This window comes from Guptibacillus spartinae (assembly GCF_028610625.1).
Lineage (GTDB): Bacteria > Bacillota > Bacilli > Bacillales > Guptibacillaceae > Guptibacillus > Guptibacillus spartinae.
The window spans coordinates 1-23379 of the sequence record NZ_JAQQWU010000008.1; the positions used below are offsets into that span (position 1 = coordinate 1).

Here is a 23379-nt window from a genome sequence, read left to right on the forward strand (position 1 = left end):
GACACCAATTACGTTAGAGGGACTTGGGGTGACTGGCAAGTCTTTTTTTTTATGCCCTTATTAAAATAAGTGCAGGACTCTGCATTTTTCTGTTGCAAAGGTCTGCACTTCTATTTTGCAATAAACATTTCTTCTAACAAACCAAAAAATCGTTCTATAAGGCCCCTTCGTTCTGGCATACTAACTGGTCCAGCATTTGTAAATGAACCAACGAATTCTTGCAGTTTTTCTTTAACTATTTGGGATAAATTCGCTTTTGCATTATCAAATAGTAATTCATCCCATACTGCCCAACGGCATTCAGGAAACTTTGTTGATGGAAATCCCCCAATCGAAGAATACTTTAGCCCGTGGATAGTAAACGTAGGCTCGGACATTCGGGGAGATATAGCATTTTTAATACACTGTAATACGTCTGTAGAGGAATAATTTTGATTGTAGCTTAAGTGATAACCTAATATTACTCTTGTAGCTTCATCGATAATCGTTAATAAGTTAATCCTGTTGATAGTTTTAGTTACTTCGTATCCTTCTACAGTGTTTGCAGTGATAGACATAATTAAATCAACTACATGAGCATCAAATTGAACACGTTGGTAAGGTCTAGTGATAATAGTGTTTTTGGATCCTTTACCAGTGCTCGCCATATACCGAGAGTATTTTTCACCATCTCGTTTAGAGGCTGCTATAAGGTTTTGTAAATGTAATTTTTCACAGTACCTTTCTACTGAACGTTTCCCCATGTCTTTAGTAATAAAAGGATATTGATTCAATTTGATACCGATTGATCGACATTCTCTAATAAACAACTTAAATATATTTTTTATTTTAATAACTGGTTCGTGAATTTGATTCTTATTCTGTTTTAAGTAAGCATTATCAATGGTGTTTTTAATTGATGGATAAGTTTCTAATAGTAGTTTGAAGGCGCCTGACATGCCTTTATTATTGTCAGAGTCGGTTGGTAAGGAGGACCTAGAATAATCCTTTATTCTCTTATTAGGAATTAATGCAGAATAACCATAAATTGTACCTGTTAATATGTTTTCTTCTAAGCACCTTTTTACAAAATAACGTACTTCTTTAGGTTGAATGCCTGTTATCTTGTATATATCTTTTCCAGTAGTTCTTCCATCAATATACAACTCCACGGCTTGTTTTCTCATATAAAAGGTTTTTCTTTTTTTACTAGAGAAACTGGTAGTATTGACCTTGGGCCACACTGACAAATCTAGATAAGAACTATATTTGGGATCTTCTAGGGTTCTTTGTCTAGTCATTAACCCACACCTCCGAAAATTTATTTAGAGGAACTTTGTCTATATTTAGCGAAATATAACCATGGTAATATAGAAAAAAAACAGTTAGCCAAATTTCATAAACAGAAGTAGTTGTATAGCTAGTTATAAAATCCTGAATATTAAGCTTTTCATTAACTGCGAGTGTTTTTAAAATCTCTTTATTTAGTGTCTTATTCACCTTCTCAAATGACCTTGTGTAAGGAATAATTTGGCGTTTGTTTTCTAATAATACTCTGTTGGATCTTATTTCTGTATCAGTAATAAGACGATGTTCTTTGGAATTTGTTAAGCACCAAGATTGTTGTGTTCTTATCTGTCTAATAGTTCTCTCATAGTTTCTACTAGAACTATGAAGATCTTTGAAATATTTTATTTCTCCAAAAAACTCTTCTCCATTGTTTTTTTTACACCAAATATCAAATATAGATTGATAACGCTTACGATTGCTCAAATACTCTATTTTCAATGGTTGTTCACAAAAGATCTTAATTTCAGGGTTGATTTCAGTTAATATCCAATTCTCATATTCTAAGTAACTATAAAAATGAACTTCCCTATTAATTTTATAACTTATTCCTGTCCAATAATTGCTACCGTATTTCATACTTCTTTTCATTGGAATAGGTTTATACATTTTACTACCCTCCATTAATTTTTAGTAAGAACTAAAACTATTTTGGGTATTACTAATCTAAAATTGTACAAATAATAAGGAGGATATTAATGGCTAAGGATAATAATTGGAATTATAAATTTGCTGCTAAGTTTATTCTGGAAACAGAAAATAAGACTAGAATATTGCACAAATTAGAGAGGAATCAGTTTGACTATAGGAAATTAACTGATTTAGAAATAATTTGGTGTTATATTAATAGAGAAATCAGCCTGAGTAAAATGAGACCTTTATCAAAGAAATCGAAAGTAGAATATTCAAGTGAGCTTTTGATGTTCAATAAATATATAATTGACAATTTTTTTAATATTCATTCTCCATCACCGAATATAAAGGTTTTATTAAGCATATCTGAAACAAAAATAACTAGTTATATAGGGTATCTAAATAGTGAGGATACTAAGACGGGCATTAAGAGGTTATCTATTAATACAATTGTTAAAAAAACAAATATTATAAGAGGGTTTTTAAAGTTTTTACATTACATTGGTTATATGAATGAAGAATTACATCATATTATATATTCCCCAAGTGTAGAGAGTAAAAAACGAGATATTATATTAAATGAAAAGAAACTTTTAAAAATATTAAAATATTACAAGGGTAATCCGATAGCGAGAGGATTAATTATATTCATTGCAACAACTGGTTTAAACAACAGTGAAATAATCTCGCTTAAAGTTAATGACCTTATTGAAAGAGATGGTAATTATTACATACGGGTAAGAAACACCAAAATACCTAGAGAGATACTTATTCCAAATAAGGTGTATGAGAAGATCATTGAGTACCGATTAAGAAGAAGGCTGAAAACGGTTCTTGATGGAAAAGACTCTTCCCCCTTGTTTACTACTCATAATGGAACAGGATTTGAGAGGAAATTCTTAACAGCATACTTAGTTAGAAAGCTAAATAATACTGATGTATTTTTTCCTCGACGTGTGACTGTTATGGATTTAAGATATTTTTTTGCTAATTTGGCTTATTCCCATGGTTCTAATCTGTTTGCGATACAAAAAAATCTCGGCCATAAAACAGTTCAATCTACTGTGAAATATATTGATAAGTTGCGTGATGAACTTTCATGAGAGGAATTTAAAAAATCACGCCATAGACTGTTCATAGAACTTTCCTAGGCATGATTTTATTAATTAAATATTAGGTCTACCCCAGTGTTCAAATGCTGCCCAATTTCCAGGGTGTTTAAATTCTGATTGAATTAATTCAGTCCTAGATTGATTTAATATTTGAGGTATCTCTTGGAAATTGTTTTTTATTAGGTCCTCTATTATTACCTTAGCACTCTTTGTGACAACATCCCACTTACAAAGTATGAATTTTGCATCAGTAGATAACATGGAGCTAAATATACTATCGCCTTCTATTTGCCCACTAGGGGTTCCACTTCTACATGTGATTAAAATAATATACTCTGCTTTCTTAGTCAAATCTTTAAGTTCATCACCCCACAATGATTCTTTACCCTCACCTTGAATAGTAATAGCTCCATTCCCTTTTACTAACGGGTCGGGTATTCCATGAGCAAAAAAGATAATAACCTTCACAGGATCTTCCATTAGTTTGAGGTCTTCAAACGAACAAATGTTATTAGGAAAATCCTCTTCCATGCTTTTTTTCACAGTAGTTAATGCGTCAAAGTTATTATCAGGTTTACCAAACACTATCTTAAAATCACTGGATTCTACTACTTGCCTCTCTGAATTTATTATTTCATTAATATTTACTACATTAAATATACTTCCTACTTCCTCAATTAACCATGTGTTAGACCAACGAACTAATGTAGGTGTAAAGAAAGTATTGTTGAAATCTGGACAAACTATTACCTTTTTAGTTGGATATTTGTCCAAGTAACTAATAAGTGAACCGTAGTAAACTTTCGACAATTCTTCATTAATTTCATTTATTCTAATTATATCTTTCTCTATTAATGGTTCTTTAGTCAGCAATGATCCTAACTCGTCTTCAAGATTGTTTACATCAGTTAAAATTACATTCTCCCAATTAATAGTGACTTTATTAATATCTACTATAACAGTTAATACTCCATATACAGTTTGAACATATTGATAAAATACAGTTTCCTCTTGGATACTATTTTGGACCGTTTGTATATCAGTTTTTTTATAAGTGGTTAAAGGACGATAATGGGGATGGTGTTCCTTAAGATATCCTTGTAACTTTAAAAATTTCAAACTCAATTCTGCATATTTATCTTTATTTTCTGGTTGAATCCTTATTAACTCTTCATATAATTTTTTATATTCGGTTTCAACTTTGCTTAATTCAGGAGTAATTTCCCCATATTCAGTCCGACTTTCAATAAGAGTCCGTGGAACTAAATAGTCTAACAATAAAAATATTTCCCCTGAACTTACATCTTGTATTCGTGTGGCTTTAACATCTAAAAGAAAGCGAACTATGTTTTGAATCTTAGTTGTCAAAGACGCACGGTCCGTTTTATGATATAAGTCATTTCTTCTCTCTTCTAAGTTGCCTATAGATGCTTCCAATAAAGATTCAACAAGATGTTTATGTTGATTCCACAGTTCCTTGTCTATTGAATAGTTGAAAATAATCTTTGACCATACGAACAAAATTTCTGACTTCATATCTTTTCTATAATTAAGTAGTGGTAATATATTATCAATATTACTAATTATAGTGTTAAAAGCTTCTTCATTTTTTCCGAGTCCTACACAAGCATTTATAAAATTCACAAAATCAACCAACTTATCACTATTACTAAAGTCATCATACATAACCGTTTTTAACATGGTATAGAGAGATTTCCAATCTTTTTGCAAAACAAGAGTTTGTATTTTAACTTTTATGTCTTCTGGATTAACTTGAATTGATATTTGGTTTGTGAATTCACCTATTTTTTTCACATCTAATTCATGTAATAATTCTCTATTTTCGTTAACAATTTTAAAGATGACTTGAGTTGCATCAGAAATTAATACCAATTCATTAATTGTTATTGCTAAGTCTATTCCAACTAGGGTGCAAGCAATTCCTTCAGCGTTATTTCCGATCCTGTATTGAGCATTCCCCCAAGCTATTAAACCCATTGCTTTAGCATAATTTTTTAATTCCATGTCTTCTTCAACCATTGATAACTCCAGTAAAGATAAGGCATGATTATTTGCGTTTTGTGACATTCCGAAATATGAATAGCTAAGTGATGCTTCATACCTTGCCCAATACCTTAATAAGCCATTGAAATTTGTTTCAGTATATTTTAAGTAATCTTGAATAACTTGGTCTAATGTATCTTCGGTAAAATGAGTATTAGTTCTAATTTTACGTATATAGGAAGTAATGTCAGTTTTATTTGAAAAAAGAGTTTTCCCTTCTGAATCTGAATGAAATTCATTATACAATTTAGAGCCTTCTATAGTACATTGGTGTTCTAACCAGTAATCAGACTTTATGGTAAGCTCTTTAAGTAAATAAATTAACCAAGTATCTTTGTTTTGAGTGTTGTTGATGTATGTACGCCACCGTTGATATCCTAATTTATCTTCTGTAAGAGCTAATATAGCTCTTAACAGTTCGAATGTTCTTTGTCTAGCTATTCTCTCAGCATCCTCAGCTTTTTTAAATGGTTTTCTTTTACCAAGTGCAGCACTAACTTTTTGGTAATCCTCCATAATATTCAATATTCTATAGATCATATTAAGCGATTCTTTAGAATAGATCGGCAATTTAGATTCGCTGAAACAGCTATAGGCTCTATACCAACTCATATAATAATCATTTAATAATAAACCTAATCTATATTTTGCTTCATCTCGTATTTCGGGATGTTCTAATATCAGTGCCTCGATATAATCCTCTGCTACTTTTTTATTTTGGGGAAGGTTATTCAATAAATCAGCAATTCTTGCTAGCAGTTCATAATATACGCTGTTGTGTAATGTACTCAGTTTCCTCCAGGCTAATGCTACTTTTTCATACTTTTCTTGGGTATTAAAGTAGTTGGCTGCTTCTTGAATCAAATAATCATAGTTTGGGAAAAGTTCCATCCCCTCTTCAATTAAACAGTCGATATTTAAAATCGATTTTTTTTCATTATTAATCTTAATAAAATTCGAATATAACCTCTTATGATAAGGGTTTATACTATGTAACTCCCTAAGGATTTCCTCTGCTTTTTTATATTCTTCATTTCTAATAAGCATATCTGATAATAACAACTTATTTGAATAATCCAACTCATCATATATCTCCAAGAATAATTTTATTGCACCTGATAGAAATCCTTTTTGTAAATAAGCATGTGCTGTTAAATAGTTTGCTGAGAAACGTGATAATACTCCCTCCATTAATCCATCCTCTATCATCTTAGTGATTTCAGACATAGATTTGGTTTGTAACTGTTCAATCACTTCTTTTTGATATGTAATACTCTCCTCATTATCACCTGGCATTTTGAAGAAAGCTAACTGTATATCTAAATCAATCTTTGAAAATTCTACTTGAATATTATCGAAGGATTCTTCATCAATAGTGCTTATTATGATAATTACCTTTTCATATTTATTGCTAGCAGCTTCAAACAATTTTCCAGCATTTTGAATGAGGTCATCCCACCGTAAGTCCTTATTTAACTTTGCACTAATAATTATATCTTCATATTTTCTTTGATGCTTAGCCTCACCATCATCTTTTAAGAGTACTTCAAAACCGTTGACAATTAATACTTTAGATTGACTGGGTTTAACGTTTTCAATTACTGTTGTTACGTAAGTCAAATCAACACTTTTTGGAATGAAGATATTTGTTTTTTTATTAATATCTGTGTCTTGTTTAGATTCTTCTTTAATATTATCTAATATACTGGATATTTCGCAGTCTTTACCTTTGTAATTAATGATATCTACTAGAAAGTCATTGTCGTACAGATCGATTAATAATTGACCTACAATAGGTTTAACATTAATAGTAGATTCTATTATACTAATAAACTTTTCTTCATTAATTAACTCTTTAAAGGACATATAGTTTTTTCTCCTTTTTCCCCATAAAAACTGAACAAAATTAGCAGTACTTTTGGGAGAAATATAATTGATATAACTACATAATAATATAATCTCTGATTTTACATAACAGTTTTTGTAAATTAGTGGCTTTAAATTTTTCATGGTAATTACTAAGAGGGTGAAATTGTGTGCTAAATATATTAAGAGGGTGTAATTTTGTCGGATTACTGACGACGAAATTACACCCTCTTTTAAAATGGGACTAGGTAACAAACAAGTTTTGTGGAGGGGACTATTATGTCGTTATACAACTCCTCTATTTGTTTCTTATTCATTGTTATTATATTTAGCTGCGGTTTCTTTTGCGATCTTGTAACTCATCAACCGATAACTTTTCCTGATCAAACGCTGCAAATTTACGTTTTAAGTACAGTGATTTGTCAGTATAAATCCAATCAGCGAATTGTTTAATTGATTTTCTACCGGTTATAAATACTCTTATATGTTTACCTGGCCATATAAGGATTAAATCCGTACTTAAGTAGCAATTGCTGGCAATGATTCCATAAATGCTATGGATCCACCTGCAATACTCTGTGTAGCCTTTGTAGTTTATATGGCCATCACCGTCAAGATAACCTCTTATAAAATGATAAATGTATTGCTTTGGTATGTTCGGGAACGTAATATTGTAACTTTTATCTGAAGTAATATGAAACAACGTTTCAGATCATTTTTCATAACTTTGCTGTGGAAAATCAAACTCTACACTCCAGTGTGTGTATTTCGATACAATAGTTGATTTGAACCGATGATAATTTTGATTTCTTCAAGTCTCCTTATAGTAAATAGAATGAGCTCAATTTCATTATGAGAACATATGTTCTTAAGGGCGATTTTGAGCACTTTTATCCAATAAATGTTTTATTAGGTGTAAAAAGCTCGTTTAAGAATGAAATTTTGTTTTAGAATTTAGTTCACCTTGGATTAAAGAAACATCCTGAAAAAACCGCTACCTCTCTTCTATCTCACCGTTTCTATCCTTTTTTCTACTCTTAATGAACCATTATTGTGTTCGCTTTATCCGATGAGTTTTCCAAAATTCTATGCTGTACACATACATAAACAAAACCAACCAAAGGGCTTTAGATCCTTTGGTTGGTTTTATCTATTCTTATAACGATTAATTATAAGATGGAATAAAGCGTTGTATTTGCTATTGTAATTAAAGTAATTAACAACGTATTTAGGAAGGCTCCTACATAGACATTACCTGTTTTTCGATAGAAGTATCGATTGAAAATTGAAGCGATCAACAGTGCTGGTACAAGAGCAATCATAATGATGGAAGATAGTGATTCTGAAGGATAACCAGCTGTGCCTGTGATAAACAACAATCCATAATGGTAAACCAGGTAAAGAATGAGGCCACCTACAAAATGTAGTGCGGCAATCACATATCCTTTGAGTCCCTCGTATTTAGCGCTAGCCGTATTCATATTGACAGAGAGACCGACGATAAAGTAATAGATGAAGAAAAGTGGTGCATATTTTAACGTTGCGATAACATGCTGACTTTCAAATGTTTTAACAGCGAATGTCCAGAGACGGAAATCGGTTTTGAACACCGCATCAACAAAATAAAGTACCCCATAGCCTATCGAAATGGCTATGACTGCTGTTAGAAGTGAAGCAATAATCGTTTTTACACTTACTTTAAGACCATAGTTTTCGATCGTTGCCCCTTCTGGCTTTTTCGAAACGAAGTGGGTACACACCACGATCATCAAGGTCACGATTGCTACATTAATGGCCCAGTAAGCGATTGGGTTTACTGTTGGTGCAGCAAAGTACTCTGTTGTGGTAAGAAAATCGCTTTGTTTTCTTAAATAGATATATTGAATAACACCTAATCCAAGCATTATGATCGAAATTGATTTAACACTACGCTCTGAGTTTTTAACAAATGAGTAAATGATCACGATAGCCGAAATGGCGATTACAACCATACTAAATTGTCTTAAAAGTCTCATTGCATCAACGTTCCCACTATATAATGCAGGGAAAAAGAGTGCTGGGAACAAACCGGCAATTATTACAATTACGAAACTTGTTAGTTTTGCACCAGTTGTTTTTGGTTCTGGTAGCGGAGATGGTACTTTCGAATAAATGCTGTTAAAGAAAGGTAATGTTGATAATAGTGAAATGACAGGACCAAAGAGCATAAAGAAACCAATTAAGGCTACAAACGAAAACCACTCTTTGTACATCCATGTCTGACCATCTTTCCCAATCGTGACTATGTTACTATAATCAGCAAAAGCTTCATCATAAAAGTCTACTGCGTTTTCTGTAGATTGTTTTGAAAAATGATTCCATGGGTGGGTTTCATTTGGTTGGTAAATGATTCGTTTTCCATCATTCACTTCATAAAATTTACCGGCTTGAGGATTGTCTGGATTCCCTAAGAAGCCTTCACCTTCTTCTGTGCCTACATAATTCTTCTTTACGACAGATTTACCAGCCGCAGTAGCTGCCGCATCAAAGAAGAACTCATCATATTGCGCAGCGATTTTACCTGATGTTCTTGGACCATAGGCATTGTTAATGTCTTCACTACTCATTTCAAGTGCCTGTATCCATTGATAATCAGAACCCATCGTAAGATCGGTATAAATTTTTCTAATGCCTGTTGTCTCAAAATCTTTCTCATCTAAAATGACCGCATTTGTTGTAGAAAATCCACCCATTGAGTGGCCAGAAGCTGCAATGATCCCGTTACCATTTTCATCTTTTAAAACAAATTTCTGATCATACATATACTGCACTGCATCATAAATCGCATTTGGCCAAAATGAGAAAAACGGGACCGGCTTTTCCATTGTGTTTGTTGAGTGTCCATGATCGTATTGATCTAAAGCTAAAACGACATATCCTCTCTTCGACATTTCAATTGATTGAGCATCTTGCATTTCCGCAGAGTTAAGATAGCCGTGTGTTGTGACGAGCGTTGGTCTTGGGGTTTGATCAGCACCATCAGGTTTGTACAATAGACCTGAAAGCTCTCCCCTCGGAGTATCAAAGTATATACGTGAAACCTCTACCTCTCCACTAGAATTGTTAAATAGAGAAGCTGCATAACTACCAATCAAAATGAACGACAAAGCAACCACGAACCAAATGAACGTTTTTTTGTTTTTCATCATATCCCCCTGTTGCTAAGTATTTTATAAGAATAATGTTAAGTAACGAATAATCTCTATAAAGACTCGAACCCACTAACAGTAAAAATGACACATCCGCTTATCTAAGTTAACTCTGTATCACCTCCATACTGGTTAGAATGTCGCATATTATTACTTACAATATGCTTTAAGAGTAAAAAAAGAAGACACATTATGGTTACTTTGAATAAACATTCAAAGAATGTAACGTCTCTTCTTCATCTCATGACAACTATTAACTTTATATAGGAGTATACCTTTTATTGAAAGCGCTGTCAAAAATGTGCAATTTATATTTACAGTTCTTTCTCAACTCTTAGGAACAAATGTTCCCAACCCCGTAAAAAGAGCATTTTTCACTTCAAATGACCTTCCTTATCCCTATTTAGTGCATTTATTCAAAAAATATTGAATTAATAATTCTGTTATTTTAGAATGATAGTAAGAATAATTGGTAGGAGGTATTCATAATGGAGCGTTTATATTCCACACAGCCTGTTGAAACGGTTTCTCTTAAAGTTGAATCTTCCCCTGTTTGGGAAGTAATCCTTGGCATTTCGGGTTTTACGCACGCAAAACTTCGACATACGTTTGAACTGAATGGGGACTGGATTGATCAAGAGAGTCGTATGCCTTCCTCACTTATAAAAAACTTAAAATGGATGGAAGAAAACAATACGTGGTATGGACTGATTATGCTACAAAACAAATTATCCGCTCAAACCATTTCAGATTTTTCGAAAGGGCTAAGTGAAATTTCTAAAGCTACTTTTTACGATGTGCTACTACCCTATTTAAATCGTCATACAGAGCCAATTCGTAAGGAAACAGCATTAAATTATGAAAATAGCGAAATATTTGCAGGATATGCAAATTATTTTAGAAATCATGAATTTTTGGAAAGCTATGTTCAGTCTCTTGGACGATATGAGTATAAAACGTTATGTCACTATTTGATTGATACGCTACAAGAATGGGATGCCTTTATTCGTGGAGAACCCGAATGGGATAAATGGTGTACTGCCCTTACCTATGAACAAAATCAACAGAAATCAATGGATCATACATCTCCCGCTCAAGAGATTGAACGCATAACAGGTGGCGTGAAATACACTCCAGAACCATCCATTTGGCACGTAAAGCTCATCCCTCATGTTTCTTATCGGCCTTGGGTTTTAGAGCAGCGAACTGCGGATACTAAGCTCTTTTTCTATCCGATTAGTGAAGCCTATTTCCTTGAGTTAGGGGTTCCTTCTTCTGAATTAGTTCGAGGTCATAAAGCGTTAGGAGAAGAATTACGACTAAAACTACTTTATCAGTTATTACAGCGTTCGATGTCGTTACAGGAGATGAGTGTTAATTTTCAAATTTCCAAGACGACCTTGCATCATCATCTTTCATTGTTAAAATCAGCAAAGTTTATCCGAGTGGAGAAAGGTGTCTATTCTGTACACATGGCCCACCTTAACCGTTTTTCAGAAAAATTATCGAGCTATTTAGAGATTGAGAAATGAAAAAGTATTCACGTGCTTTTCAAGCGCTTTGGATAGGCGAAATGATCTCCTCATTTGGAGGAGCTGCAGGAGGGATTCTTAATGGGTTGGTATTATATGAGGTTACAGGATCACGAGAATGGATGGGTGCTCTCTGGCTTGTTTATTTTATACCTTCTCTTCTACTACAGGGGATTAGTGCACCTTTCTTAAATTTTGTTAGAAAAGAAGTGCTCTTACGTCGCTCACAGCTCTTCCGGTCTAGTGCGTATTTACTCCCGCTCTCTGGTTATCTCATACATATTGAGTGGGCGGTTATTGCCTCTTTAATTGCTTTGCAATGTCTTTTAGGTCTCATCCAACCCATTTATGCGAGTTTATCGTTCGCTCTTTTACCCGATCTATGTGAAGATAAGGATCTTATAGATGCGAATGGACTGTTAGATGGGACTTTACGTCTAATGAGCTTTCTTGCACCAGGTGTCACGTCCCTCTTATTACTCTTTGCATCTATACCTGTTATTTATGGTGTTTCTTCCATACTGTTTCTCATGAGTTATTTATCACTTAGGAATCTTCCTAAGCTCTCAATCTCAAAGAACACTCCTATATGGTCAAAACGATTTTGGTGGAGTGAACTAAAAACGGGGTACCATGCTTTCTTTCGGTACCCCCAATTGATGAAACTTACTTTTCTAACCTCAACGGTGCAATTTGCGGTTGGTGCAACGATGGTGCTTAGTGTACCATTTATACGGGAAGAACTGCATGGTGACGATTGGGAGTATGCCATTTTTGCAGGAGCTTTTCCACTTGGTTATGTGCTAGGGATGATTCTATTAACCAAATTACCGAAATCGAATGTCATGATGTATATCGGTTTAATTGGCGGAGGAATTTCCTTTAGTTTGTTGTTTTTTGTAGATTCCATCCCGTTCGCCTGGAGTTGTGAACTATTTGGGGGAATCCTCTTTCCATTTTTTAATGCACAGAGTTCAGCTGTTTTTCAGCGTGAAGCACCTCGTGAACGTTTAAGTCAGTTAAGCGCTGTAAGACTTCTCTTCTTGAGACTGACGATGCCATTAGGAATACTGTTTGCTTCAATTTTGACTTTAGAACCAAGTGATATGTATGGCGTGTTAGGGCTGATGATTGTCTTACTCGGAGCACTGTTCTTAGTAATATCCATAACGACTTCAGAGGTTACTTTTAAGGATCATCAGTCTACCAATGATTTCAATAAATAACCCGTTATTAAAAGTCACTTCCTCTATTTAGGATAAGTGACTTTTTGCCCTTCTCTTTAATTTGTTTTATACCCTTCATGCCAATTCAGTTGATCCACCTCTAAAAGTAATTTTGTCAAAATTTTAGTTCCATGGATCAAAGCTTCTTTATTAAATTGCATCTTTGGATGATGTAATCCAGGGGTTAAATCACAGCCAAGACCAATCATCGTTGAGGCAATCGTAGGATATTTTTTTGAATAAAAGTGAAAATCCTCCGCGCCAGGTGTTGCACATTCTGTGACGACATTCTCTGCTCCTAAGGATGAACGGATCGCTTTCTTTGCAAGGTTTATTGCAAGCGGATGCTTAACAGCTGCAGGGGTGAATCCTGCTACATCGGAAGTAATCTTCGTATTTGTTAACGCTCCAACATTTTTTAGTACATGGTTTGTTTGCTCAACAAGCTGTGTCATTGTCTCATTGGACTTTGCTCTTAAGTCAAGAGTAAACCGTGCTTTAGATGGAATCGAGTTAGCAGTTTCCCCACCTTGAAGTTCTGTCATTTTCACAGTATAAGAATCAGTAACATCTAAGCGGATTTGTTGAATCGCTTGGATCAGTATCGCAGCAGCTTCTAGTGGATTATTTCCCTTTTCCGGACGAGCTGCATGAGAAGGTCGCCCTTCGATCCACCCCTTAAGACTAGTGGTCGATCCATGCGTAATAACAGGGGATGCTTTTCCAAATGGCATTTCCATCGCTGGACGTAAGTGAATACCTCCAAGAAAGACAACATCCTTCATCGTCTGCTCCTCGATCATTTTTAGCGCCCCTTCAGCCGTTTCTTCTGCTGGTTGAAAAATGAATCGAATTGTGTGTTTCATTGGCTGGTGAATAAGAGCAAGCGCTGCATAAAGAACCATCGTACTATGTGCGTCGTGTCCACAAGAGTGGTTCGGTCGCATATGACCATCTACTTCTTGAAGCAAGGCATCCATGTCTGCTCGTAGCGCAATAACATGAGAGCTTTTTCGATTGAATTCTGCCACAAAACCGTAGTGCTGCTCAAACGTCTGAATCTGATACCCTGCTTGTGATAATTTTTCTGTTAAATAGCAGGAGGTTTTTTCTTCGTGCCAGCTAACTTCAGCAAGTTGATGTAGTTCTTCGTAGGTTTTTAGGATTTTATTTGAATGTGGCTCAACAAGATCCATGGTATTTCTCCCTTCGAGTACAAAAACACCATCGAAAGACGATGGTGGGTTGAAAAACTAAATTAGTCTTTGTTTCTTTCCATTACCGCAAAATAATGTTCCTCAGGATCTGCAAAGTTAAAAACGCGGCCAGAAGGCATCGACACAATTTCCCCAACGGTTATTTTTTGACTCTTAAAACTTTCGTATAAATGGTCTAAATCGTTCGTATAAAACATGATGGAAGGGGTTCCGAGATTTAATTCAGGCTCCATCTTCGCGATAAACGTTTTATCATGAAGAACAAGGCTTGTTGCTCCTTCGAGATTCGGGGCTATCTCAATCCATCTCATTCCCCCGCTATTGTTTTCCTCTGCAATGTGATGAAACCCAACTTTTTCTGTCCAAAATGCTAATGCCTCATCCTGATTATCCACGTATAGCATAATTTGACCGATTTGATTGATCATTTCAACACTCCTTTTCATTTTCATATTCAATCTATCTATTCGACAAATCGATTTGCTGACCTCTTATAAAATGAAAAAAGGAACGGATTTCCGTCCCTTAAACCATTTACTTTGCTTTTTGAATGATTTCATCGATAATCCCATACTCTTTTGCCTCTTGAGCGGTCATGAAGTAATCCCGATCTGTATCTACTGCTACTTTAGCTAGTGATTGATTGGTTTTTTCTGCGATAATTTGATTGATATGCTCTCTTAGTTTAAGAATGCGCTTGGCGGAAATTTCTAAATCAGTTGCTTGGCCGCGCGCTCCACCTAAAGGCTGATGAATCATAATTTCGCTATTTGGTAGGGCATATCGTTTCCCTTTTGTCCCTGCAAGTAACAACATTGCTCCAAAAGAGGCAGCCATCCCGGTACAAATGGTTTTCACATCTGGTGTAATATACTGCATCGTATCGTAGATGGCGAATCCTGCAGAAGTGGATCCACCCGGGCTATTAATATAGAGTGAAATATCTTTGTCAGGTGCATCTGCTGCTAAAAATAGTAGCTGTGCCACGATGCTGTTTGCCATAGCGTCATTTATTTCATCACTGACCATGATGATGCGATCTTTTAGTAATCTTGAATAGATGTCATATGATCGCTCACCTTGACCGGATTGTTCAATAACATAAGGGATGTTCATTTCATTTCCTCCTTAATCGTGTCTATTACGCAGCTAGTGAGAGGACGCAAGAAGGTGAAACATACTTGGTTTTAATGGGTTTGGGAGGTAAATCAAGGATTATTGGAATCAATGGTATTAACTCTCTTGGGTCTTGTTTGTGGAGAGCGGTTGCTATAACATGTAGAATCTTCTTCTCGCTTTCTAAAGACCCGCCATGATCTATACCTAAATAAGACAGTTTGCTTATGTTAATGCGGCTTCTACTTAACAATGCTTTAACCCCGGTATCTGACATATTAAGAAGAATGGCTATTTCGGATATGTTGTATTGAAAAGCTTCTTTCAATATAAAAGTAAGGTACTGTTTTGGGGTTAGGTGTTTTAAAAGTTTCTCTAGCCATTCGGAGCAACAATCATTTTCAATCATTCCCTCATCTTGCAAGTCAATTTCAGAAAATAGCGCTTCTCTGTCACGCTTCCGAATGGTATCAACCCACTGATGATAGGCAACTTTTTTAAGAAGAGCATTATTCCATTTTTCATGAGGGTAGTGTTTGATTGCTTTATAAATCGTCTCTTGAGCAATCTCTTCTCCATCCCACTTGTTTTGGGTCAGGTGGTAACAATAACGATAAAGGTTTGCCATCATGGCTTCCAATTGTTTCTGGCTAAAAGATTCTTTATCGACCTTCGTATGCATCTACATCACTCCTTATGTCCTCTCACTCCTATAACGGATCAGAGTCGGAAAAAGATATGGGAAACGCTATTTATTAAAATATGCGAGAAATGCGTTTTCTTAATCATAAATGTTTTCATTCATACAAGCATGAATTATCTCTTATGGAAGTGCTTGTACTTGAAAAGTACATTTAGGACCCAATGTTTCAATTAGGATAAAAGCTAAAGAAAAGCACCCCCACATGGGAGTGCTTCACTTATCGCAAATCATCTTTTATCGCATTGGTAAATTCAGCGATCGCATCATTATCAATTCCTTGAGAGGATGCCATTTGCTTCAAGGATTCAGGATCTTGGTGTTGATGTTGTTGCTGTTGAGCATGTGATTGAGCCTGATGTGAAGAGTTTTGCTGTGAATGCTGCTGCATTCCACTAAAACCGCCGTTCTGCATACGATTGGTAAGGGCATAGGCAGCCGCTCCGCCTAGTGCACTTAATGCCATAACAGTTGCGGTTTTGCCTTTTCCTTTCTGATTGTTACGCTTTTTATTATTCACTTCATGTCACTTCCTTAGGTAAAAGTTAATAGATGTGTTTCTAACATCGTTATTAGCAACACTGTTTAGTTTAAGTTAACTTTCACCTAATATACTGGTTCGTTTTTCCAAGAGTGCGTTAAAGATCCTTTTACCTTTTTAATTTGGCGAATTGTTGCTTTTTCCCCCTAATTCAAACGGTGAGTAGACCCCTTTATAATCTACAATGGTTACCATACCCCGGTCAGCATGATTATTATCGTGACAGTGGAATAACCATTCTCCTTGATTATTTGCTTTAAAATAAATGGTATATGTTTCACCTGGTTTTACATGAATCAGGTCTTTCACTAGCGGAGAGTCAAGTTTCTTTCCGTTTTTGGTAGATACTTGAAACCGATGTCCATGTAAGTGCATCGGGTGATTCATTCTACCTGAGTTGGTTATTTCAACCTTTACGATATCTCCACTTTCAACCTGAATGGTTGGCGTATTTGGAAATGTTTCATCATTAATCTGAAATGCCATTCCTTCTCCCATATCCATCCCCATGCTTAAATCCATGTTATAACTTACATCTGGATTAGCTGGTACTTTATTAAATATCACATTTTCACTGCCAAAAGTTGTCCCATCTACAACAGATGTATTAGAACTGAGAGGTGTATTCATTGCTGCAGAAACGTCATCTTTCTTTGTAACGACTGGAATTTTCATATCTTCTGCATGGTCAATACTGTTTGATTGTCCAATGACCGCTGGTTCCCCATCTTGTTTAGTGAAAGCAACATCAATCCGTTCGCCGGGCGCAATTTCTACTGCATTCGATGATTCTGTTTTATCAAATACTTCTTCACCATCTGTCTCAATTACTTCTATAGAGTCTTCAGGAAATACCAATTGATGAACTTGGTAACCTGCATTAACAAAACGTAACCTGGCTGTTTCACCTTCATTTAAGACTAAAGGTTCGATAGAAGAACCAGTTTTGCCATTGACTGTGAACGTATCATACATTTGTTTCGTGTCTGCTTCTCCGTCACCTGACATGCTTCCCATCATCATCCCGCCAATATTAGATAAGTTCTGTTTATCTTGATTTATTGCCCATTCATCGAGCATAAAATATTCATCTTTATCGTATTTCTTTTTCTTCTCTTCAACAACAAGAGCCCCATAAAGACCTTTATCAACCTGTAATGAGCTATGTTGATGTGAGTGATACCAGTACGTTCCCGCATCTTCTGCAATAAATTCATAAGTGAACGATTCTCCTGGTTGAACAGCATCCTGTGTAAGTCCAGGTACACCGTCCATTTTATTTGGTAACAATACACCATGCCAGTGAATAGTCACTGGTACATCTAATTCATTTTTTAATTGAACCTTTACGTAATCCCCTTCTGTTACACGTATTTCTTCTCCTGGAACTGTTCCATTATAAGTCCAAGCATCGACTATCTTTTCCTTGCTAATTTTCCATTCTTTTTTTTCAGCAGTTAAATTGAATGTCTTTACTGGGCGTTCATCCACTTCTTGAGCATTCACTTCTAATATGCTAGTTCCATCTTGATTTACACTAGCGGGAAGTGAATTGTCAGTTAGTAATGGCGACTTAAAAACAAGCCATCCTCCTATCATCAATAGAATGGCGATCATAGTTATACCAATTATTTTTTTCTTCATTATTTTTCACCTCGACAGCTAGTGTTATATTGGAACAATGAAAAGGCAGAACTCTTTCAGCCTTTTCATTGTTCACTAATTTTTTGCAATTTTCTTTTTTAAACGGTCATATTCTTCTTCAGAAATTTCTCCTCTAGCTAGCCGTTCTTTTAATGTGTCGAGTGAATTTAAATCACTTGATTTCTTTTCTGGTTTCATCATCCATACGATGATTGCAATAATAGCTATCGCAATTAGGATTCCGAAAAATACGAATCCCCAAAATCCGCCGTTCATACCTCCGCTCATCATAAAAAACGCCTCCTTTTAACATGATTCATGCATTCATATACCCATATAGGTATTTAGGTAATCGGATTTTCTCCTTTTAATTTAATTTGTCTGTGCCGGTATAGTCGCTCCCAAGTAATTGGATAACTAGTTAGAAGCGATGAAAACTGCTTCCAACTTAACGATTATTTATGCTACTAATAACTTTGCATTTATCGCTACGATGACCGTACTTAAAGACATCAATACTGCACCAACTGCTGGACTAAGAACAATACCGATTGAATATAAAATCCCTGCAGCAAGTGGAATAGCCAGTATATTGTAGCCTGCTGCCCAACAAAGATTTTGAATCATTTTCTTATAAGTAGCTTTAGATAATTCAATAGCTGATGTTCGGAAAGGTGATGTTTTTCTTGCGTAGACTGGTCCATATTAACCTCCTTGTTTTCGTATAAGATGGTAGATGTTATTCATCTTAACTTATTGTTCACAATAAATATCCAGATTTGATCGAGATTGTAAAAGAAACAAAAAGATGACCACCATTTAGGCAGTCATAGTTGTTAATAATCATCATTTATAGCGATTCGTTTCTCCACTTGTAACCTACACCCCAGATAGTGACCAAATAATTGTTGATTTGAAAGTCCACATGTCTACACTTATCACGCAAATTTCGAATATGTGAGTCAATCGTGCGTCCTTCTGTGTTTGATTCATATCCCCAAATCAACTGGATCAGATGCTCTCGGCTAAATACTTTTTCGGGATTTTTTAAGAATTGGCCAAGCAACTTAAATTCAATGGGAGTCATGGAAATAGGCGCACCTTTGTATAAGACAAGATGTCTTTCTTCATCCCATGTTAATCCCTTGAAGAAGACTTGATTTTGGTTCACTTGTTTTACTCGACGAGCCAACGCTTCCATTCTAGCGAGGAGAACACGTTCATCAAAGGGTTTCGTGATGTAATCATCTGCGCCTAACTTGAACCCTTTAACGATATCTTCATTGTGTTCTCTTGCTGTTAACATGATAATTGGTATCTCTGATTGATTGCGGATTTCTCGACACGTTGCGAAGCCGTCCATATCAGGCATCATAATATCTAATAAAACGAGATCTATTTTGTATTCCGTTAATCTATGTAATGCGTCTATACCTGTATTTGCTTGATAAATGGTGTATCCATGTGGTTTTAGATAAAGAGAGATTAACTCTACCATCCGTTCTTCATCGTCTACAATTAGCACATTTTTCACGTGATTCAACTCCTAAAAACAATGGTGATCGTTGTTCCTTTTCCTTTTTGACTTTCTGCCTTTATCCTACCTCCATGCTTCTCGATAATTTCTTTAGCAATTGAAAGACCAAGTCCAGAACCGCCGTATCTTCTAGAGCGTGACTTATCAACTCGGTAGAGACGTTCAAAGATGAAAGGCAAATCCTTCTCAGGAATTCCTTCTCCCTCGTCAATAACTTTTATACTCACTTTGTTTTGAGAAGAATGAGCTTGGATGAGTACAGTTTTTCCTTGCTCACTATAATGCAAAGCATTGTCCAAAAGATTTAACATTACTTGAGAAAACCTTATTGCATCAATATCGAGATAGATGTTTTCTTGACAAGAAACAATAAGATGTATCCCTTTCCCTTCAAAAGCAGGCCTTACTTTCTCTCTAACCTGATGAATCAACGAACACAATTCGACTTCCTCTCGATCAATGACAAATCCTTGTTGGTCCATTTTAGCCATATCGAACAAATCTTGAACGAGAGAAGTTAAGTTCTCTGATTCTTCTTTAATAATGGAAAGGTAATTCTTTCTCTCTGTAGAAGATAACTCTTCTCGCTGAGCGATATCTGCGTAACCATTCAGATAAGTTAAAGGTGTTCTTAGTTCATGAGCAATATTCGCTAGAAAATCACTACGATCATTTTTTAGTCGGAGTAAATCGTCTGATAAGCTTTGAATGCCTTTCGCTAATTCTCCTAATTCATCCTTTCGATCGACTTTTAAGGAGACATTATGGTCCCCCGTGCTCATTTGTTGCGTTGCGACTTTCATCTCAATCAATGGACGTGTAATCATTTTTGATAAATAAATAATTGTAATAACGGTTAGGAAGAGAGCGAGTCCACTAATGATCAAAAATTGAGTTGTTAAGTGATCGCGTACTTCGCGAATACTTTTTGTATCGAGGGTCATATAGACATTTCCAACAAGCTTATCATTAACGACAATGGGAGAACCGGTCATCACATAAGGTTCGTTGCTCCAATCGCCTTCCAGGATCTTTCCTGACACCGGGAGTGGGGATGATAAAGAAAGGTTTTTTCTGATCATAGAGGTCAAAGAATTCGAATGAACGAGAATGCTATTCCTTTCATCTGTAATAATGACCTGAGTTTCAGCTTCAGATTCCATTAGCGCAACGTGCTCCATTGTTTCACGATCGAAATGTTTTTCTAGGACATCTCTATGGCTGTTTCCTCGTGCGAGAAGAGCATCCGTTTCAGCCATGATCCGCTCATTTAAAAAGCCGAAGTAAAGTACGATAAATAGTATTCCCTCAAGTAACAAGATGCTTATAAGAAAAAACAGACCTAATTTTGTAGCTAATTTACTTTTTCTCTTAAATCTCATGTCTCTCTCCTTATTCACAGCCATTCTATCAGCATTATATCGAGAAAGTGTGCAGCTTGTCTGCTTTGTTTTAATATAAAATTGAAGACAAAAAAAGAAGCCTGCTAATGATTCAACAGACTTCTTCACAACTGTGAGGTTATGCTGCTAGTTTCTTACACTCTTCTGCACATTTAAAACATGCCTCTGCACAATCTTGACAGTGTTTGTGGTCGTGCTTTTTACATTCGTTTCCACATGTCTCACAAATTGTCGCACACGCTTGTGCAAGTTCAGACACAAATGGGGTTCCCCTCACAAGCGCTTGTTCCAAAAAGCCACAAATATCAGCGCACTCTCTGTCCATACGAATACAATCCGCCATCATTTTGACATCTTCTTCTTTTAAGCAAGCATCATAACAGTGATTGCAAGCCGTCATACATTCGTGAAGTGTTTGAATCATGGAGCCATACTTTTCATGTAACATGATTAAATTCCTCCTTAGAAATGTAATACACTGTCATAGTTTCCTATTTGCTTGATAATAAACGTGAATGCGAAATAAAGTTATCAAATCACAAATTTCATTCATTCTGCACAAATTCTGGACATTTAGAGGGAATTGCTTAAAGTTTTAGTCTCTCATTTCATCTCATTTATTTTATTTTGCTCGATTAAAACGTCCCAGGATTCTCCTGCATCCTTCGTTAGAAACAGACTACCTTCAGTCGTATGAAAAGACATTTCATTTTCACTTTGTGGGTTTACGGTTAAATAATCGATTTCTCCTTTTATTTCATCCGGCATTGAAATCAGAGATTCTTCTCCATTTTTAAGAGAAACAAGTTGGTTTGTTTCTCCTTGTGTAGCGTAAAGAATACGGTCTTTTAGAAAGGTCATTGATGTAATAGCGATTTCTTCAGTGAGGCGTGAAAATGATTGGCCTTGGTCTTTAGAGAGATAAAGGCCTGTAGGAGAAGTCACGGCAACAACATTTTCATCCGTAGGGTGAGCAAATATCCCATTGATTTGATCCGGAGTCCCCTTTAGTTGCACTTGATTCCATTCACTTGCATCCTCACTATAATAAACCCCTATCTCCATTTTGCTGTTTTTCTGTTGATTGACAGCATAAATGCTGTGTGTTTCATAGCCAACCGCTAAATAGTGAAAATCAGATTCACCTTGAAAACCTAGCTGCTCTAACGTCTTTCCTCGGTCCGTACTTTTAATTAAACCAAGCGGATTTGGTAAATCAGATCCTTCACCAGGGTGTCCACTACTATAAAAACCATCAGACACTGCCTGAAAGCCCATATAGTCATTGTTGTTTCCTTTAGCTTCATACCAGGTTCCATCAAGATAGATAAGCGGTCCAACATGAGTCGCCACGAATAATTCATTTTGATTGCCTGGATACCCGATTCCGTGAACATGATTAATTTGCTTCCGTGAAGTCTGTTTATAAAAGCTGAATTCTGATAACAATTCCGTTTCTTTTTCTTTCTTTTCGGTTTCCTTTACTGCTGCATCATTGCTTTCTACTGATTTTGTGTTTTCTTCCTGACAGCCTGCAATGATAAGAATCAGTGTACTAAAAATGATTATCCAATATTTCTTCACAGCATTTCATCCTTTTGTATTGTCTTATTTATAGCTATTGCGAAGCTTCAAAGAAACGTCATTGCTCAATAGGAGATAATTCATCTTCTGTTACCCATTTATGATTTGTTACCTTCTCGCCTCCCGTAGTCGGCATATAATCGATCATATAAACAGTGGTTTGGTTGGCCGAATCAATTGTTGCCTTTGCGCCTTCCATTCCTTTCATATGAGAAGCTTTTAGCGTTACTTCCGTTCCTGGTGCTAAAGGACCGCTATCAGGTTGATCAAGTTCCTCGTGGATGACCCATTTATGATTCTCTACCGGATCTCCTCCATTCGTAGGCATATAGGAAACCACATAGGCAGTAGTCTCAAAAGCACCTGTAATCGTTGCTTCTGCACCTTTCATTCCAGCCATATGATCTGTTTCAATCATTGCTTTACTTCCTTCTGGGTATGTAGGGTCTTCAGCTCTCTTTAATCCTTCAGGTACTTCTGGAGAACCAGAGTGTTCCATCTCTTCCATGTGGCTTTCGGAGTTTGCTGAAGAGTTAGATGTCTTTTGACTGTTTTGAGACTCCTGGTTGATGCCCTCATTATTATTTCCGCATGCAGCAAGAATAAGTGATAGTGATAATCCTAATCCTAAAATAACTTTTTTTGTTTTCATATATACCCTCCTGTTATTGGTTTCATTTACCATTAAAG

The 23379-nt window shown here is 35.7% G+C and carries 19 protein-coding genes and 1 pseudogene; 3 read left to right on the forward strand and 17 right to left on the reverse strand.

The window, feature by feature from the left end; genetic code table 11:
• Nucleotides 1-110: 110 nt before the first annotated feature.
• Both PQ511_RS14335 and PQ511_RS14340 read right to left on the reverse strand, forming a co-directional pair.
• Nucleotides 111-1280 (reverse strand): TnsB C-terminal domain-containing protein, encoded by a 1170-nt coding sequence (locus PQ511_RS14335; protein ID WP_273852580.1) that lies wholly within the window; start codon nt 1278-1280, stop codon nt 111-113.
• Nucleotides 1273-1935, reverse strand: coding sequence for a TnsA endonuclease N-terminal domain-containing protein (locus PQ511_RS14340; RefSeq protein ID WP_273852581.1), 663 nt, complete (start codon nt 1933-1935; stop codon nt 1273-1275). The genes PQ511_RS14335 and PQ511_RS14340 overlap by 8 nt, the downstream gene beginning before the upstream one ends.
• 89 nt (nt 1936-2024) lie before the next feature.
• Between PQ511_RS14340 and PQ511_RS14345 the strand changes: the two genes are divergently transcribed.
• Nucleotides 2025-3062, forward strand: coding sequence for a tyrosine-type recombinase/integrase (locus PQ511_RS14345; RefSeq protein ID WP_273852582.1), 1038 nt, complete (start codon nt 2025-2027; stop codon nt 3060-3062).
• Between the two features lie 63 nt (nt 3063-3125).
• On the opposite strand, the gene PQ511_RS14350 is transcribed toward PQ511_RS14345, so the two are convergent.
• Entirely contained in the window at nt 3126-7001 is a 3876-nt protein-coding gene (locus tag PQ511_RS14350; RefSeq protein WP_273852583.1) for a tetratricopeptide repeat protein, read from the reverse strand.
• 1169 nt (nt 7002-8170) lie between these two features.
• Entirely contained in the window at nt 8171-10186 is a 2016-nt protein-coding gene (locus PQ511_RS14355) for an alpha/beta fold hydrolase (protein ID WP_273852584.1), read from the reverse strand.
• Between the two features lie 491 nt (nt 10187-10677).
• On the opposite strand from PQ511_RS14355, the gene PQ511_RS14360 reads away from it, so the two are divergent.
• The gene (locus PQ511_RS14360; RefSeq protein WP_273852585.1) at nt 10678-11721 is read left to right on the forward strand and encodes an ArsR family transcriptional regulator; all 1044 of its coding nucleotides are present in this window, start codon (nt 10678-10680) and stop codon (nt 11719-11721) included.
• Nucleotides 11718-12947, forward strand: a complete 1230-nt coding sequence (locus PQ511_RS14365; RefSeq protein WP_273852586.1) for an MFS transporter — start codon at nt 11718-11720, stop codon at nt 12945-12947. The genes PQ511_RS14360 and PQ511_RS14365 overlap by 4 nt, the downstream gene beginning before the upstream one ends.
• A 56-nt stretch (nt 12948-13003) precedes the next feature.
• Here the strand turns inward: PQ511_RS14365 and PQ511_RS14370 are convergent, their stop codons facing one another.
• The 13 genes and pseudogenes from PQ511_RS14370 to PQ511_RS14430 form a co-directional block, all read right to left on the reverse strand.
• On the reverse strand, nt 13004-14143 hold the full coding sequence (locus PQ511_RS14370) for an amidohydrolase (RefSeq protein WP_273852587.1): 1140 nt from the start codon (nt 14141-14143) through the stop codon (nt 13004-13006).
• A gap of 62 nt (nt 14144-14205) precedes the next feature.
• A complete protein-coding gene (locus PQ511_RS14375; RefSeq protein WP_273852588.1) occupies nt 14206-14592 on the reverse strand; it encodes a VOC family protein in 387 nt (128 codons plus the stop codon).
• Nucleotides 14593-14698: 106 nt separating this feature from the next.
• Nucleotides 14699-15280: an ATP-dependent Clp endopeptidase proteolytic subunit ClpP gene (gene clpP, locus PQ511_RS14380; protein ID WP_273852589.1), complete on the reverse strand. Its 582-nt coding sequence runs from the start codon at nt 15278-15280 to the stop codon at nt 14699-14701.
• A 25-nt stretch (nt 15281-15305) separates the two neighbouring features.
• Nucleotides 15306-15962, reverse strand: a complete 657-nt coding sequence (locus PQ511_RS14385; protein ID WP_273852590.1) for a sigma factor-like helix-turn-helix DNA-binding protein — start codon at nt 15960-15962, stop codon at nt 15306-15308.
• Nucleotides 15963-16200: 238 nt separating this feature from the next.
• The gene (locus tag PQ511_RS14390) at nt 16201-16500 is read right to left on the reverse strand and encodes a hypothetical protein (RefSeq protein ID WP_273852591.1); all 300 of its coding nucleotides are present in this window, start codon (nt 16498-16500) and stop codon (nt 16201-16203) included.
• 138 nt (nt 16501-16638) lie between these two features.
• Nucleotides 16639-18165, reverse strand: coding sequence for a multicopper oxidase family protein (locus PQ511_RS14395; RefSeq protein ID WP_273852592.1), 1527 nt, complete (start codon nt 18163-18165; stop codon nt 16639-16641).
• 75 nt (nt 18166-18240) lie between these two features.
• Nucleotides 18241-18456, reverse strand: coding sequence for an SHOCT domain-containing protein (locus tag PQ511_RS14400; RefSeq protein ID WP_273852594.1), 216 nt, complete (start codon nt 18454-18456; stop codon nt 18241-18243).
• Nucleotides 18457-18624: 168 nt separating this feature from the next.
• A pseudogene (locus PQ511_RS14405) lies at nt 18625-18828 on the reverse strand (heavy metal translocating P-type ATPase); the annotation flags it as partial.
• Between the two features lie 187 nt (nt 18829-19015).
• On the reverse strand, nt 19016-19699 hold the full coding sequence (locus tag PQ511_RS14410; RefSeq protein WP_273852595.1) for a response regulator transcription factor: 684 nt from the start codon (nt 19697-19699) through the stop codon (nt 19016-19018).
• A gap of 5 nt (nt 19700-19704) precedes the next feature.
• Nucleotides 19705-21084 carry a HAMP domain-containing sensor histidine kinase gene (locus PQ511_RS14415; RefSeq protein WP_273852596.1) on the reverse strand — a complete coding sequence of 460 codons (1380 nt, stop codon included), beginning with the start codon at nt 21082-21084 and terminating at the stop codon, nt 19705-19707.
• Between the two features lie 139 nt (nt 21085-21223).
• On the reverse strand, nt 21224-21553 hold the full coding sequence (locus tag PQ511_RS14420) for a four-helix bundle copper-binding protein (RefSeq protein WP_273852597.1): 330 nt from the start codon (nt 21551-21553) through the stop codon (nt 21224-21226).
• 155 nt (nt 21554-21708) lie between these two features.
• Nucleotides 21709-22689: a F510_1955 family glycosylhydrolase gene (locus PQ511_RS14425; protein WP_273852598.1), complete on the reverse strand. Its 981-nt coding sequence runs from the start codon at nt 22687-22689 to the stop codon at nt 21709-21711.
• A gap of 58 nt (nt 22690-22747) precedes the next feature.
• Nucleotides 22748-23341 (reverse strand): YdhK family protein, encoded by a 594-nt coding sequence (locus tag PQ511_RS14430; protein WP_273852599.1) that lies wholly within the window; start codon nt 23339-23341, stop codon nt 22748-22750.
• Nucleotides 23342-23379: the final 38 nt, after the last annotated feature.